14 protein-coding genes and 2 pseudogenes are annotated in these 15,060 nt (G+C 61.1%); 1 reads left to right on the top strand and 15 read right to left on the bottom strand.

The window, feature by feature from the left end:
• Positions 1–182: 182 nt before the first annotated feature.
• Together secDF and yajC are read right to left on the bottom strand one after the other, a co-directional pair.
• Positions 183–2,732, bottom strand: coding sequence for a protein translocase subunit SecDF (gene secDF, locus QZ638_RS16980; RefSeq protein WP_295812967.1), 2,550 nt, complete (start codon positions 2,730–2,732; stop codon positions 183–185).
• Between the two features lie 69 nt (positions 2,733–2,801).
• A complete protein-coding gene (gene yajC / locus QZ638_RS16975; RefSeq protein ID WP_295812964.1) occupies positions 2,802–3,149 on the bottom strand; it encodes a preprotein translocase subunit YajC in 348 nt (115 codons plus the stop codon).
• 242 nt (positions 3,150–3,391) lie between these two features.
• Here yajC and QZ638_RS16970 point away from each other — a divergent pair, with 242 nt between their 5' ends.
• On the top strand, positions 3,392–4,270 hold the full coding sequence (locus QZ638_RS16970) for an ATP-binding protein (protein ID WP_295812962.1): 879 nt from the start codon (positions 3,392–3,394) through the stop codon (positions 4,268–4,270).
• A gap of 117 nt (positions 4,271–4,387) precedes the next feature.
• Here QZ638_RS16970 and QZ638_RS16965 read toward each other — a convergent pair whose 3' ends face one another.
• From QZ638_RS16965 to QZ638_RS16910, 13 genes and pseudogenes are all read right to left on the bottom strand, one after another.
• A complete protein-coding gene (locus tag QZ638_RS16965) occupies positions 4,388–5,842 on the bottom strand; it encodes a peptidoglycan DD-metalloendopeptidase family protein (RefSeq protein ID WP_366936251.1) in 1,455 nt (484 codons plus the stop codon).
• A gap of 263 nt (positions 5,843–6,105) precedes the next feature.
• Entirely contained in the window at positions 6,106–6,759 is a 654-nt protein-coding gene (locus tag QZ638_RS16960; protein WP_295812954.1) for a protein-L-isoaspartate(D-aspartate) O-methyltransferase, read from the bottom strand.
• Positions 6,756–7,514: a 5'/3'-nucleotidase SurE gene (surE, locus tag QZ638_RS16955; protein ID WP_295812952.1), complete on the bottom strand. Its 759-nt coding sequence runs from the start codon at positions 7,512–7,514 to the stop codon at positions 6,756–6,758. Before surE ends, QZ638_RS16960 begins: the two co-directional genes overlap by 4 nt.
• A gap of 4 nt (positions 7,515–7,518) precedes the next feature.
• Positions 7,519–8,130, bottom strand: a pseudogene (serS, locus tag QZ638_RS23370) (serine--tRNA ligase); the annotation flags it as partial.
• A 162-nt stretch (positions 8,131–8,292) separates the two neighbouring features.
• Positions 8,293–8,949: pseudogene (locus QZ638_RS23365) on the bottom strand (serine--tRNA ligase); the annotation flags it as partial.
• 67 nt (positions 8,950–9,016) lie between these two features.
• Positions 9,017–9,850 (bottom strand): twin-arginine translocase subunit TatC, encoded by an 834-nt coding sequence (gene tatC, locus QZ638_RS16945; protein WP_295812948.1) that lies wholly within the window; start codon positions 9,848–9,850, stop codon positions 9,017–9,019.
• A gap of 3 nt (positions 9,851–9,853) precedes the next feature.
• Complete coding sequence (tatB, locus tag QZ638_RS16940; protein WP_295812945.1) at positions 9,854–10,450, bottom strand: Sec-independent protein translocase protein TatB; 597 nt, start codon at positions 10,448–10,450, stop codon at positions 9,854–9,856.
• A gap of 50 nt (positions 10,451–10,500) precedes the next feature.
• The gene (locus tag QZ638_RS16935) at positions 10,501–10,725 is read right to left on the bottom strand and encodes a twin-arginine translocase TatA/TatE family subunit (protein ID WP_295812942.1); all 225 of its coding nucleotides are present in this window, start codon (positions 10,723–10,725) and stop codon (positions 10,501–10,503) included.
• A 35-nt stretch (positions 10,726–10,760) separates the two neighbouring features.
• Positions 10,761–11,879, bottom strand: a complete 1,119-nt coding sequence (locus QZ638_RS16930; RefSeq protein ID WP_295812939.1) for an ABC transporter ATP-binding protein — start codon at positions 11,877–11,879, stop codon at positions 10,761–10,763.
• Between the two features lie 53 nt (positions 11,880–11,932).
• Positions 11,933–12,670 carry an SMC-Scp complex subunit ScpB gene (scpB, locus tag QZ638_RS16925; protein WP_295812936.1) on the bottom strand — a complete coding sequence of 246 codons (738 nt, stop codon included), beginning with the start codon at positions 12,668–12,670 and terminating at the stop codon, positions 11,933–11,935.
• Positions 12,663–13,469 carry a ScpA family protein gene (locus tag QZ638_RS16920; RefSeq protein ID WP_295812971.1) on the bottom strand — a complete coding sequence of 269 codons (807 nt, stop codon included), beginning with the start codon at positions 13,467–13,469 and terminating at the stop codon, positions 12,663–12,665. The genes scpB and QZ638_RS16920 overlap by 8 nt, the downstream gene beginning before the upstream one ends.
• A 61-nt stretch (positions 13,470–13,530) precedes the next feature.
• Positions 13,531–14,508 (bottom strand): beta-N-acetylhexosaminidase, encoded by a 978-nt coding sequence (nagZ, locus tag QZ638_RS16915; protein WP_295812934.1) that lies wholly within the window; start codon positions 14,506–14,508, stop codon positions 13,531–13,533.
• Between the two features lie 137 nt (positions 14,509–14,645).
• Positions 14,646–15,060, bottom strand: a 415-nt coding sequence (locus tag QZ638_RS16910) for an NAD(P)-dependent oxidoreductase (RefSeq protein WP_295812931.1), incomplete at its 5' end; no start/stop codon positions are given.

The following is a 15,060-nucleotide window of genomic DNA, read 5'->3' as shown; positions in this document are numbered from 1 at the left end:
GGCTCTTGCGCGTGATGTCCGCAATTCCTTTGACCGCCCAGGCTTGCATGCCGGTGGGCAGGCAGAGCAAGGAGCCACGATGCGACATGTCGGCAAAGCGGAAGCCGCCGTTGCCATAGGCGTCAATCGAGGCCTGGTAGGGATAATACCCGTCCCGGATTCCACCCTCGCCCTTCATCGGGTCAAACGGCAGCGCCGTCTGCGCGCTTCTCTTCAGCCTTTTTCTCCACAACTTCACGGGTCTTGAGGCCGAAGAAAATCAGGATCGGCGCAGCAATGAAGATCGAGGAATAGGTCCCGACCAGCACGCCCCACGACATGGAGATCGTAAAGCCGCGGATCACTTCTCCGCCGAAGACGACGAGCGATATGAGCGCCAACAGCGTGGTCAGCGAGGTCATGATGGTGCGCGACAGCATCGAGTTGATCGAAATGTCGATCAATTCACTGATGGGCATCTTCTTGAACTTGCGTAGGTATTCGCGCACGCGGTCATAGACCACCACCGTATCGTTCAGCGAATAGCCCACGATTGTCAGAATCGCCGCGATGCTCGTCAGATTGAACTCGATACCGGTCACGACGAAGAAGCCGATCGTCATGATAACATCGTGCAGCGTGGCGAGGATCGCACCCACGGCAAACTGCCACTCGAAGCGCAGCCAGATATAGATCAGGATTGCCATCAGCGAGACGAGAACCGCAATCGTGCCCGCGCGCGCAAGCTCGCCGGAAACCGTCGGTCCCACCACTTCGACACGGCGGAAGTCGTAGGTGTCCTCGAGTTCACCGCGCACCTTGGTAATCACTGTTTGCTCGGCGTTCTCACCACCATCCTGCGCCTGAACGCGGATTAGAACTTCGCGCGGATCGCCGAACTCCTGCACTTGTACTTCGCCGAGATTGAGTCCCGACAGGCGGGCCCGGATGTCGGCGATATCGGCCGGCCCCTCCCGGGACTGAACTTCGATCGCCGAACCGCCCTTGAAGTCGATGCCGTAGTTCATGTTGACGGTCATGAACAGCGCCACGGCAGCGATCGAGGCGATGGCCGAAAGCGTGAAAGTCACGCGGCGCAGCTTCATGAAGCCGACGCTGCTGTTGTCAGGAACAAATCGCAATGGCGTGCGTGGCAACTCCTTGGGACGCCGGCGGCGCACCCATTCGGCAACGATCCAGCGCGTCAGCGTATAGGCGGTAAACACCGTCGTGGCGATGCCGATGGCCAGCGTGACGGCAAATCCACGGATCGGTCCGGATCCCAGATAGAAAAGAATGATGGCCGCGATGAGGGTCGTTACATTGGCGTCGACAATGGTGGCCAAAGCCTTGGAGAATCCTGAGTCGACCGCCTGGATCAGCGACCGTCCGCCGGCCCTTTCCTCACGTATGCGCTCGAAAATGAGAACGCTGGAATCGACCGCCATGCCGATGGTCAGCACAATGCCTGCGATGCCCGGCAATGTCAGTGTCGCGCCCAGCGCCGAGAGTATCGCGATAATCATCGTGATGTTGGCCGCCAGCGCCACCACGGCGAAAACGCCGAGCAGACCGTATGCTGCGACCATGAACAGAACGACGAGCACCGCACCGATCATCGACGCAATCTTGCCGGCATCGATGGAATCCTGGCCGAGACCCGGCCCAACGGTGCGCTCCTCGATGATGGTTAGGGTCGCCGGCAGCGCGCCAGCGCGCAGAAGCACCGCCAGATCGTTGGCCGACTGAACGTCGAAGCTACCGGAAATCTGGCCCGTCCCGCCCAGGATGGGCTCGCGGATCTGCGGGGCCGAAATCACCTGGTCGTCGAGAATAATCGCGAACAGACGCCCGACATTTTCTTGCGTCGCCTGGCCGAAACGCGTCGCCCCCTTCGTGTCGAAGCGGAAGCTCACCACAGGTTCGTTGGTGCGCTGGTCGAACGTCGCCTGCGCATCGACCAGGTTCTCGCCAGAAACGATTACCCGGTCCTCAATCAGATAGGGTACGGGCGGGTCGTCCACGGAATATTTGACCGTCGTGCCGATCGGCGGGCGACCCTCGATGGCTTCCTGCACGGGCACGGTCTGATCGACCATCTGAAAAGTGAGCTTCGCTGTCTGACCGAGAATATCCTTCAGACGCTGCGGGTCCTGCAAGCCTGGCACCTGAACCAGGATACGGTCGTCCCCCTGACGTTGAATGACCGGCTCCGTCGTGCCGAGCTCGTTGACGCGGCGGCTCACCACTTCGATGGACTGCGAGAGCGCGGAAGAAACCCGATAAGCGGTCCCCTCCTCCGTCAGTGAGTACCGCAAAAGGCCGGGTTCTGGCTCCGACAATTGAAGCTCGGTCACCGTACCCCCGCTGAACAGACCGGAATTGACCGGCTGGGTCAGATCACTCAAAGCTTCTTTGGCCGCTTCCACCTGTGCCGTGTCGCGAATGCGCACTTGTACGCTCTGGCCCGAACCCGTCAGCCCCGTATAACCGATCCGCTTTTCGCGCAGCAGACGGCGGATGTCGTCGCGCGTCGTGACGATACGCTCTTCGATCAGTTCCTGTTTCTCGATCTGCAGAAGAATGTGCGAACCGCCCTGAAGGTCGAGGCCCAGGGTCATCGGCCGCGACGGCGCCCAGCTCGGCATCGAAGACAAATAGGATGGCGGGATGATGTTCGGCGCCGCATAGGCGACGCCAAGCGCCACGGCCAGCCAGATAAGGATCGTTTGCCAGCGCGAGAAATGTAGCATGGGGCCTCGTCGGTTCGGTTTGGGAGGGCCGTTTTGCCGGCCCTTCCCGGCAATCACGTCATATTGCGGTTATTTCTTGGCGGACTGGCTGTTGTCGGCCACCGGCTCGCCCTTCACGCGAACCTCGGCAAGCATCGAACGCATTGCGGTTACCTTGTTGCCGCCGCCGAGATCGACTTCGAGCTCTGAATCGTTGATCACCTTCGTGACCTTGCCGACAAGACCACCGCCAGTCACCACCGTATCGCCGCGGCGCACAGCAGCCAGCATTTCAGAGCGCTTTTTCATCTGCTGACGTTGCGGACGGATTATAAGGAAATACATGATCACGAAGATCAGGACGAATGGCAGGATGCTGACAAAGATATCGGGCGTTCCGCCTGCGCCAGCCTGTGCGTATGCCGGGGTGATGAACATGAAAAACTCCTGATAAGCGCCGGACAGCCGGCTGGTCATAAAGGTGGCCGGAATATAGACTTTCGCCCCTTCATTGCAACTGTTCGGCGTGTTTGCGCACGCACTTCTGAACGCGTGTGCGCATACACGCCACGCGCAGTACCGCAGTCGGCCCTTCCCGGCTTGCAAATTGCCGGAGCCTGTGAAAGAACCGTACCGTACGGTACGGCTCACACAACCGGTTGCTCCATCGCGAGGAAATCATGTCCGACAAGTCCATCGACGCGCTGTCCGAGAAACTCGACCGGCTGATCGACGCCGTAACGCGGCTGGGGCCCGCAACGGCTGTTCCTCCCCGCTTCGATGCCGCCGATTGTTTCGTCTGGCAAGCCGAGCACAGGACATTGGAACCCATCGAAAAGGTCAATCGCGTGGAAATCGCCCTTATTCGCGGCGTCGATCGTGTGCGCGATATCCTGGTCGACAATACCGATCGTTTCGCCAAGGGTCTGCCCGCCAACAATGTGCTCCTATGGGGCGCGCGCGGCATGGGCAAATCGTCGCTGGTTAAAGCGGTGCATGCCGAGATCAACCGTATTGCGAAGGCCGGACAACCGCCGCTCAAACTCGTCGAGATCCACCGCGAGGATATCGAGACCCTTCCAGAACTCATGGCGTTCTTGAAACCCGCCCCCTTCCGCTTCATCCTCTTCTGCGACGATCTGTCCTTCGACCAGAACGACACATCCTACAAGTCGCTCAAAGCGGCACTGGAAGGCGGCGTCGAGGGTCGGCCGGCCAACGTCATCCTCTACGCCACGTCCAACCGGCGCCACCTTCTGCCGCGCGACATGATCGAGAACGAGCGCTCGACCGCCATAAACCCGTCGGAAGCGGTCGAGGAGAAAGTGTCGCTGTCCGACCGTTTCGGCCTCTGGCTGGGCTTCCACAAATGCTCGCAGGATGACTATCTGGCGATGATCGACGGTTATGTCGACCATTACGGGCTCGACGCCGACCCGGAAGCCCTGCGCGCCGAAGCGCTCGAATGGGCCACAACGCGCGGCAGTCGCTCGGGCCGCGTCGCCTGGCAGTTCATTCAGGATCTGGCCGGGCGCCTCGGACAACGCCTGGACGGCTGAACCGGCAAAGCGCCGATCGCCGCAACAAAAAGCCCGCCATTGCAGGCGGGTCAAAGGGGCGGCCCGACCGGAGGTCTGGCGGGCCGCAGCGCTTTTTTCTGATTATCGGGGGAACGGCTACTCCAGATACCCGGTCGGATTGACGGGCGTCGCATCCTTGCGCACCTCGAAGTGCAGTTTTGGACGATCGGCACTGCCGCTCATGCCCGAGAGCGCGATCTCCTGGCCGCGACGGACCTTTTCGCCACGCTTTACCCTTAGCGCACTGGCGTGGCCATAGACCGTCACCATTCCGTTGTCGTGACGCACCAGAACCGTGTTTCCGAACTCCTTGAGTCCATCCCCGGCATAAATCACCACACCGTTCTCGGCGGCTTTGACCGGCGTGCCCGCCGGAACCGCAATATCGACACCATCGTTGCGGGTGGAACCCGATGTGCTGCCGAAATCGGAAACTATTCGTCCTCTGACCGGCCAGCGCAGCTTGCCGATACCGGTGGAATCCGGCGCCACGTCCTCGCTCTGGGTCGCGACAGCCGCAACCTGGGTCTCGCCGGACGAAGCCGCTTTCTGCGTCGACGTCATCACCACTTGTGACGGTTCGCGCGTCGTCGCGCTGGTCGTCGTTTTGTCGACGGTTTTCGGCGTGCTCGCCACCTGGGTCGGCTGAGCGACATTGCCAGAAGGAATGGTCAGCGTCTGACCGACCTGAAGGTATCCGTCCGAAAGGCCATTTGCAGCCTTGATGTTGGCAACGCTTGCTCCCGTCTTGCGGGCGATGCCGTATAGCGTATCACCGGATGCAACGGTATAGGAACCGCCTGCGCTTGCATTGGCTCGCGCTTCATTGCCGGTGTTTGAGTTCGTCGCTGCATTGCTGGTTTCGGAGCTCTGGGGCCGCGGTTTCGGTCGCGGCGATTCGCGCAGGACTGCTAGGCGCTCCTGCGGTTCGCGCTGCGGCGCCGGTTCGTTTGGAACCGGCTCACGCGTGGCCTGTCGTTGCGGGCGCGCGTCCTGATTCGCATTACGCTGCGAATAAGCATAGGTCGGGATCACGATCTCCCGGCCGGCACGCAGATCCGCAGCACTCGAAAGATCGTTGGCGCTCAGTATCGCGGCAACCGGAACACCGAAACGTTGCGACAGAGCGTAGGCCGTTTCGCCCTCACGCACGGTGACCTTCATCCCGCGCGGATCGCTGGAGCCGGCACTCGCATTCCGGTCATTTCGGGCGGGCGCCTGATTTTGCGACGGCTGACGCGACACAGAACCGGTCGAGGTACGATCGAGTTGCGGCTGAGCGGGCGCGGCGGCAGCCTGTGTCGACTGCGACGGAGCGGCGATAGGTTGGCGCTGCACACTTTCGCTGGAAACATTGCCGGAGGTCAGATCGACAGGCCTGGTCGCAGCGCGCGCTGCGGTGTTCGTCGGCGCTGGCAGCGGTTGTTGAGCCGCCCCTCCGACAAGACCGGCCGGACGCGGATTGCTCCCCTGCCGATTGATCGATCCGGTGTAGGTGTTGTCGAGACCGCCGCCCGTATCGCCCGGATAGGGCTGACTTGCGGGCGCCATGGCCACGCTGCGGTTCGTCGAAGCCGTACTGGCGAAATCGCTGGACCTGAACCGCGATACGTCGGAACTGCATCCGGCTGCGACACCGCCAATCAAGATGACAGCAGCTCCGCGCAGAAGCGAACGATCGAAACTCCGTGTAATGCAACGCATGTAACTACCCGCGTACCCAATACCTGAACACGAGCAATTAAATCGCGTTAATGTTACTCAGCCGTTAAGCCGCGCATGAAAATTGTTGCTGAGCGGAACAGGAAACACGGTCAGAGTGCGTCCGCCGCCCCTTTGAAAAGCGGCTGAAGGCGCACGTTCTCAAGGTCTGTGCGCTCAAAGCGGCTGCCAATCTTTTCAAGTTTCGCCATCGTCTGCACATCGTTGCCGGAACCGATGGGTGCGATCATGATGCCCCCGGTGGCGAGTTGGTCGACGAAACGGCGTGGCATTTCCTCGAAAGCGGCCCAGGCTACGATTCGGTCGAAAGGTCCATCGGAAGCCGCTCCATCGAGGCCATCGGCATGGCGTGCCATCACGTTGGTGATGCCAAGATGCTCCCAGCGCAATTGCGCCTCCGCACCCAATGTCCGATAACGGTCGAGCGTCAGCACACGGCCTGAAAGCCGCCCCATCACGGCTGCCGTGAAACCGGATCCGGTGCCAATCTCGAGAACCCGGTGACCGGCGGAAAGCGCCAGCGCATCGATCACCCGCGCCTGTAGATCGCATCCTTCGATGGCTTCGCCGCAGGCAATCGGCACCATGCGGTCGGACCAGGCCGATGCATACCATTCAGATGGCAGGAAACTGCCGCGCGGGGACGCTTCCATGGCCGCGAAGAGCGCCTTGTCGCCGATTCCGCGTGCGCGCATGCGCAACATGAACGCGGCAAAACTCTCGCGCTCGTGTCCCGGCTCGGTCATGCCAACGCTTTCGTAAGCTGGTCGCGCACCTCATGCGCCGTCAGGTCCAGATGCAGAGGCGTCACCGAGACGTAGCCGTCACGGATCGCCGCCTGATCGCTGCCCTGGCGGATATCGGCCTGCTTGCGGCCGAAGCGCAGCCAGAAATAGGGAAAATTGCGCCCGTCGCGGCGCTCTTCGACGCCCAGCCCGTGCACCATCTTTCCCTGCGCCGTCACCATCGTGCCCTTGGCGTCCTCCGCAGCGCAATCGGGAAAATTCATATTGATCAGCACCCCTTCCGGCATGGGCCGCTCGACGAGTTTCTTCAGAAGCGGCGGCGCGAGCGCCTCCGCCGTGCCGAACGGAATATAACCGCTTTCATCGGTAAAATCGTAGGCTTGGCTGAGCGCAAAAGACGGAATACCGAGAAGCGTGCCCTCCATCGCGCCAGCGACGGTGCCCGAATAGGTGATGTCGTCGGCAATGTTGGTGCCATTGTTGACACCCGACAGGATCAGGTCCGGCGGTGTGTCCATCACGTGCCGCACGCCCATGATCACACAATCGGTGGGTGTGCCGCGCAACGCATAATGCCGCTCATCGATCTTGCGCATTCTGAGCGGCTCCGACAGCGACAACGAATGAGCGAAGCCCGACTGGTCGGTTTCAGGCGCCACAACCCAGACATCGTCGCTCAGCGTGCGGGCAATCCGCTCGAGAACCGCCAGCCCCTCAGCGTGAATGCCATCGTCATTGGTCAACAGAATGCGCAAAGTCTCAATCCTCTAATGCTTCGATCTTCTCCAGGCCGCCCATATAGGGTTTCAGCGCTGACGGTATCGTGACACTCCCATCTTCGTTCTGGTAGTTTTCCAGAACCGCGATCAGCGCCCGGCCGACAGCCGTTCCCGAGCCGTTGAGCGTGTGCACGAAGCGTGTCTGCTTCTCGCCCGCAACCCGATAGCGCGCATTCATACGCCGCCCCTGGAAATCGCCGCAGACCGAGCAGGACGAGATTTCACGATAGGCGTTCTGCCCCGGCAGCCACACTTCCAGATCGTAGGTTTTGCGTGCGCCAAAGCCCATGTCGCCCGCACACAGCACCATGGTGCGGAATGGAAGATCGAGCTTCTTGAGCACGGTTTCGGCACAGGCCGTCATGCGCTCATGCTCGTCAATCGCGCTTTCGGCATCGGTGATCGAAACGAGCTCGACCTTGTAGAACTGGTGCTGGCGCAGCATGCCGCGCGTGTCGCGCCCGGCCGACCCGGCCTCCGAACGGAAGCACGGCGTCAGCGCCGTAAAGCGCAGCGGCAGCTTCTCGCCATCGAGGATTTCCTCCCGCACCAGATTGGTGAGCGAGACTTCGGCGGTGGGGATCAGCCACAGTCGATTTGCCCGCTCCGCACGCTCCAGAAAAGCCTTCTGTTTTGCTATCCAAACCTCTCGCTCAGCTTCAGGTATTTTCTCAATGTCTTGTGATGAATACTGATTGAATTCAGCGATTATCTCTGAATCTTGATCATCGAGACGCTTTGATTTGCGTGTAGCAAACAAATCGGTTTCAAACTTCGGCAATTGCCCGGTGCCGAACATCGCATCGTCGCGTACCAGAAGCGGCGGCTGCACCTCCGTGTAGCCATGCTCCTGCGTGTGCAGGTCGAGCATGAATTGGCCGAGCGCGCGCTCAAGGCGGGCAAGCTGGCCAGAAAGCACCGTGAAACGCGCGCCCGAGAGCTTCGCAGCGCGCTCGAAATCCATCTGGCCGAGCGCCTCACCGATCTCGAAATGCTCCTTCGACCAGTTGGTTCGCCTGGGTTCGCCATGTTTGCGGACCTGGACATTCTCGCTTTCGTCTGCCCCTTCGGGCACATCGTCGAGCGGAACATTGGGTATGCGCGCCAGCGCGTCGTTGAGCGCAGCGTCATGGCGTCGTTCCTCAGCCTCGCCGTCCTGCACGAAACTCTTCAGCTCCGACACCTCGGCCTTCAGCTTCTCGGCAAGCTCCTTGTCGCCGGAGGCCATCGCCTTGCCGATCTCCTTGGAGGCGGCGTTGCGGCGCTCCTGGGCTTCCTGCAGCTTCGTCAGATGCTGGCGGCGCGCTTCGTCGAGCGCAAGAAGCTTCGCGCTTTCAGGGTCCGCGCCGCGCTTCCTGAGCGCTTCGTCAAGCGCCTGCGGGTTCTCGCGAATCCATTTGATGTCGAGCATGTCAGATTTCCAATCGCGGAGAGATTGCGGTGAACCGCCCCGAAAGCGACAGGAAATGCCTGCAAATCTAGGCGGTCGGCTGATCCGCTTCGTCGGTCTCGTCCTGCGCGGTCTTTTCCTTCTCGCGCTGGCGCTCGACCATACGGGCGGCCCAGATGGCAATTTCGTAGAGAAGGATGGTCGGAAGCGCAAGACCGATCTGGCTCACCGGGTCCGGCGGCGTCAGGATCGCCGCCGCGACGAAGGCCGCAACGATCGCATATTTGCGCTTGTCGGCGAGCCCCGCCGACGTCAACAGCCCGACCCGCGCCATCAGTGTCGTGACCACCGGAAGCTGGAACACCAGTCCGAACGACAGGATCAGCGTCATGATCAGGCCGAGATACTCGGAAACCTTGGGCAGAAGCGAAATCTGCACCGTGTTGTCCGGCCCCACCTGCTGCATGGACAGGAAGAACCACATCACCATCGGCGTGAAGAAGAAATAGACGAGTGCTGCGCCGATCATGAACAGGATCGGCGAAGCGATCAGGAACGGCATAAACGCCCGCCGCTCGTTGCGGTACAGGCCGGGCGCAACGAATTTGTAGACCTGCATGGCGATCACCGGAAAGGCGAGCACCAGCCCGCCGAACATGGCGAGCTTGATCTGGGTGAAAAAGAATTCCTGTGGCGCGGTGTAGATCAGGTCCACCTTGTCCGCGTCCAGACCGGCCCAGTCGGTCGCCCACTGGAACGGGATAACCAGAAGATTGAAAATCTGCTTGGCGAAGAAGAAGCAAACGAGGAAGGCCACGAAAAAGCCCGCGATCGCCCAGATGAGGCGCGACCTGAGTTCGATCAAGTGATCGAGCAGCGGCGCGGAGGACTGGTCGATGTCGTCGTCTCGTTCGGCGTTCACGACTTAGTCTCCGCTGGTCTTCTTGGTGGCGGAGCGCTTGGCCGCGCCTGCCGTCCTGGTTTTGCTTGCCGTTTTCGGTTTGGTGGCGGTTCCAGGCTTCGCGTTCCCAGATTTGGCGCTCCGGGATTTCGTCGCGGGTTTTCTGGCAGCCCTGGATTTGCCCGAGGTTGCGGACTTGCGCGCTGCCTTCGCCGTCTTTGGATCGTTTTCGCCCGGCATGCGGGCAGCACCCGCCTTTGCCGGCTCAGCCGCACGCGGTTTGCTCGATGCCGGCGGTCCCGACTTCGCCGCCTGCGGTTTCATGGCCGCGTCTAGCCCGGAACGAATATCCTGCCCCACCTTCTCGATGGGGTTCAGATGCTTCTTGATCTCATTGCGCGGATCCAGCTTGCGCGCATCGTCGACCATCGACTTGACGTCATCGAGCTCCGCTTCCTGCAGCGCTTCATCGAACTGCTTGCGGAAATCGCCCGCCATGCTGCGCAACTTGGAGGTCGTGCGTCCAAACGTGCGCAGCATGCGCGGCAAATCCTTCGGCCCGACCACCACGATCAGGACGATGGCGATCACCATGATTTCGGGCCAGCCAAGATCAAACATAGGTCACCGGGGGAAGCGGATAGTGGAAACGCTGCTCGAAACGCCGCGAATCAGCCGGACTTCTTCTTGCTCGGCTTGCTCGCTTCCTTCACCGGTTCGTCGGCCTGATGCTCGACCGTCTTGGCGGTTTCTTCATCCTCGTCGGACATGCCCTTCTTGAAGCTTTTGATGCCCTTGGCCATGTCGCCCATTAGCTCGGGAATCTTGCCGCGTCCGAAGAGAAGCAGCACCACGACGAGCACGATGAGCCAGTGCCAGATTGAAAAGGAACCCATGATCAGTCTCTTTCACCAATTGCCATTGATTTGATTTATGCGCTTTCGCTCGATGTTTCAAACGATTGTCTCGCAAACACAAGCACATCGGTCGCAACCACGTTCAGCCATATGTCCCGTACGCCCGGTTCGAGTTGTCCGCAGCGCACGCGCGCACGCACGTGCTGCTCCGCGCCGGGTATGGCAAGCTCGAGAAACTCCACCACGCCAAGGAAACGGCGAGAAACAATACGCGCCGGCACCGCTCCCCCCTTCTGATCCACCTGAAATCCCGAAAGGCGCACCGCAACGGACGCAGCCGCGCCGTCTTCAAGGCCGTTCGCGGAAAACCGTCCGACCGGCGTTTCCACGCCTCCGGCACGGACCCGGGCGGGAAACTCGTTGATCTCGGAAAAGAAGCCTGCGACGAAGAGATCGGCTGGTCGGTTATAAAGTTCCTGCGCGGTGCCGACCTGCACCAGTCGACCATCCCGAAGCAATGCGATCCGGTCGCCCATCCGCATGGCCTCTTCGGCATCGTGCGTCACCACAACGGCCGTAGCGCGGCTCTGCCGCAGGATCGCCAGCGTTTCGGCCCGCACTGTGTCCTTCAACCGGGAGTCCAGGCCGGAAAACGGCTCGTCCATCAAAAGGACAGCTGGACGCGGCGCGAGCGCGCGCGCGAGCGCCACCCGCTGCTGTTCGCCGCCCGAGAGGACATGGGGATACGCACGCGCATAGCGTTCCAGGCCGACGCGTTCCAGCGCGATCATGGCTTCGTGCCGGCCTTCGTCGCCGGAAAGCGCGGTCAGCCCGAAGCGCACATTGTCGAGAATGGTTAGGTGCGGAAAGAGTGCAAAGTCTTGAAAAACGAGCCCTATGGAGCGTTTTTCAGGCGGAAGGAAAATACTCGGCCCGGCAATTTCCCGTTCGTTCAAAAACACCTGACCGGAACGCTGCGCCTCAATGCCGGCGGCAATCCTGAGCAGGGTCGTTTTGCCCGATCCTGAAGGTCCGAGAAGGCAAAGCACTTCTCCGGGCTCCGCGTGCAACGAAACGTCGCGCAACGTCTGCACACCCGAAGCGTAAGAATGAGAGATGTTGTCGAAGGACAAACGCGCCGCGAAGCTGACGCCGGCCGTTCCACGCGCCGAACTTTGCTTCTCACTGTCCATACACCGGCATCCCTGGATGGATCGCAGGCGCTACCCGTCCCGCAGGCTTTCCGTCAATCATCCTCTGCGAGCGGTGTCAACAGACCAAGTTCTTCCAGATCGATATCCGTTAGTGGATCCTCGTCCTCTGTCAGTTCGTCCGGATCGGTCATCGGCTGCGGCACGGCGAAATTGGAAGGCATCCGGGCCGAAAGCAGTCCCGCCCCCTTCAACTCGTCGATGCCCGGCAGGTCACGCAATTCCGCCAGGCCGAAATGATCGAGAAATTCCGTGCTCGTTCCATAGGTTACGGGTCGACCCGGCGTGCGGCGGCGGCCACGCATCTTTACCCAGCCTGTCTCCAGCAGAATATCGAGTGTCCCCTTTGAGGTCTCGACGCCACGAATTTCTTCAATTTCGGCTCGCGTCACCGGCTGGTGATAGGCGATCACCGCCAACATTTCGAGCGCCGCACGCGACAATTTGCGCTGCTGGACAGCGTTCCGGTTCATCAGGAACGAAAGATCGCTTGCCGTGCGAAACGCCCAACTGTTCTCCACCTGCACGAGGTTCACACCGCGCTTTTCATAATCGTGACGCAATGCCTCGAGGGCCTCGGCGATATTCGTGCCCTCCGGCAAGCGTTCAGTCAGAGCTTTCTCGGGAACGGGCTCGGAACTGGCAAAGATGATTGCCTCGACCATGCGCTTGGCTTCGACCAGATGTGGCGAGAGCGTCATACGCGCCTCGTTCTCCTGCTCGTTCTCGCCTTCGGTGGCGACAAATGGAACCACATTGCTGTTCTCAGTCATCGGCATTCTCAAGCAGACCGGCGGGCGCTTTCTTGCCCGTGCGCATATAGATGGGTGCGAAAGGCTCCTGCTGCCGTATCTCCAGCGCGCCTTCCCGCACCAATTCCAGGGACGCGGCAAACGAGCTTGCCGTCGCAGTTGTCCGTTCCTCGGCATTCGTCATGAAACGGATCAGAAAATGATCGAGTGCTGTCCATTCGCCGAAATCGCCGATCATGCGAACCAGAATTTCGCGGGCCTCTTTGAGCGACCAGACGCCGCGCTTGGCGATGCGTACATTGGTCACCGCACGGCGCTGGCGTTGCGCCGCATAGGCGGTCAAAAGATCGTAAAGGGACGCGTTAAAAGCGTTCTCCTTCTGAACGATCACCGGCTCAGGCATACCACGGGCAAAGACATCCCGGCCCAGCCGATTGCGATTGACGAGACGTGCGGCTGCGTCGCGCATGGCCTCAAGCCGTTTCAGACGAAATTGCAGAAGCGCTGCCATTTCCTCGCCGGTGGGCTCTTCATCCTCTGGCTTCTTGGGGATCAACAGACGCGACTTCAAATAAGCGAGCCAAGCAGCCATGACCAGATAGTCGGCGGCCAGCTCCAGCCGCATTTTGCGCACTTTCTCGATGAAGGCGATATACTGTTCTGCAAGAGCGAGAATGGAAATGCGCGCCAGATCCACTTTCTGTGTGCGCGCCAGATGCAGAAGCAGGTCGAGCGGACCTTCAAAACCGGCCACATCGACCGTCAATGCAGGCTCGGAAACGCCATGATCCTTGGCCTGGTCGTCCCACAGCTTGTCCATGGGTGCCGGTTTGACGGCCGTATTTTCAGCGTTCTGCGCCAAGCGTCTTAGACCCTTATCGTCAAGCGACCGCCGCGAAGTATGCCTCGAACTCCGCGCGCGCGGCCAATTCTTCCGTGTCGTCCCCCGGTTGCAGGCAGGCCAGAGCACGGTTCGCCCGCTCCAGGCTCTTGCCCGACAATTCCGGCGCCTTTTCGGCAACGGCCCGCATTTCCGGCATGATCCCGTGACAGTGAAGGACAAGATCGCAGCCTGCCGCAAGGATTGCTTCGGCCCGTTCCGAGAAATCCCCAGAAAGTGCGTGCATCGACACATCGTCGCTCATCAGGAGTCCGTCAAAGCCGATTTCGCCGCGGATGATTTCCTGGATCACTTTCTCCGATGTGGTTGCTGGCCGGGCGGGATCGATGGCCTGGAAGACGATATGCGCCGTCATCGCCATAGGCAGATCGGCCAGCGCCTTGAAAGACACGAAATCGTGCGCACGCAATTCCTCGACAGAGGCCCTCACCTGCGGCAATGCCTTGTGACTATCGGAAAAGGCCCTGCCATGGCCCGGCACGTGCTTCATAACAGGCAGGACGCCACCGGCCATCAGCCCCTCGCTCGCCGCGCGTCCGAGTGCGACCACCGTTTGCGGGTCGTGCGCATAGGCGCGGTCGCCGATTACGTCGTGCGCTCCAGCAATGGGAACATCGAGAACGGGCAGACAGTCCGCCGTAATCCCGTAACGGTTGAGGTCCATCGCATGCAGGCGCGACATCAGCCACGCCGCGCGCACACCCGCCTGGGGATCCCTTGCATGAACCTTGCCCAGTTCGGAGGCTGTCGGATAATCAGCCGCCATCGGCGGACGAAGCCGCTGTACCCGCCCCCCTTCCTGATCGATAAAAACCGGCGCATCCGGCCGCCCGACGCTCTCGCGCATGGAGGCCACCAGGTCGCTCAGTTGTTCAGGTTCGCCGACATTGCGTGCAAACAGAATGAAACCCCAGGGGCGTTCGTCGCGATAGAAGGCGATCTCGTCGGGTGTGAGCATGGACGGTTCTCCCTTGGATGCGCCGGGAGACGATGCTGCCCGGCACGTTCTTGTTTTGCGGGAAGTATGAACCGGAATGCGTGCGGGACTACGGAAAACTTGGCACGGGTGTCAGCCCGGCGGCCCCGTTCCGCCCGCTAGAGAGAGCCCGGCGCGACCTCGTTCTTCAGGGCCTCGCCGCGGAGGAACCGGGGCAGGTTGTCGAAGAACAGCGCGTCCCAGCGCGCCCGGACGCCGCTGCCGTTGAAGGAGGTATGGGCGGTCAGCGTGATCTTAGGATGCGCCCAGAGCGGATCGGACGGCGGCAGCGGTTCCGTGTGGAAGACGTCGAGCACGGCGCGGGAGAGCCGGCCGCTGTCGAGCGCCGCGATCAGCGCCGCGTCGTCCACGAGGCCCCCGCGCCCGATATTGACCAGCAGGCTGCCCTCCCTGGCGGCCTCGAAGAACCGGGGTCCCGCCATGCCGCGGGTCTCCTCGTTGAGGGCGCAGGCAAGCACGACGACATCGGCGTCGGGTAGGAAGTCCTGGATGTCGGCGAGCGTTCCGACCCGC

It is taken from the genome of uncultured Nitratireductor sp., assembly GCF_913053745.1.
Taxonomy (GTDB): Bacteria; Pseudomonadota; Alphaproteobacteria; order Rhizobiales; family Rhizobiaceae; genus Nitratireductor.
The sequence above is the reverse complement of the archived record's forward strand: the minus strand, read 5'-3'. Positions and strand labels throughout refer to the sequence as shown.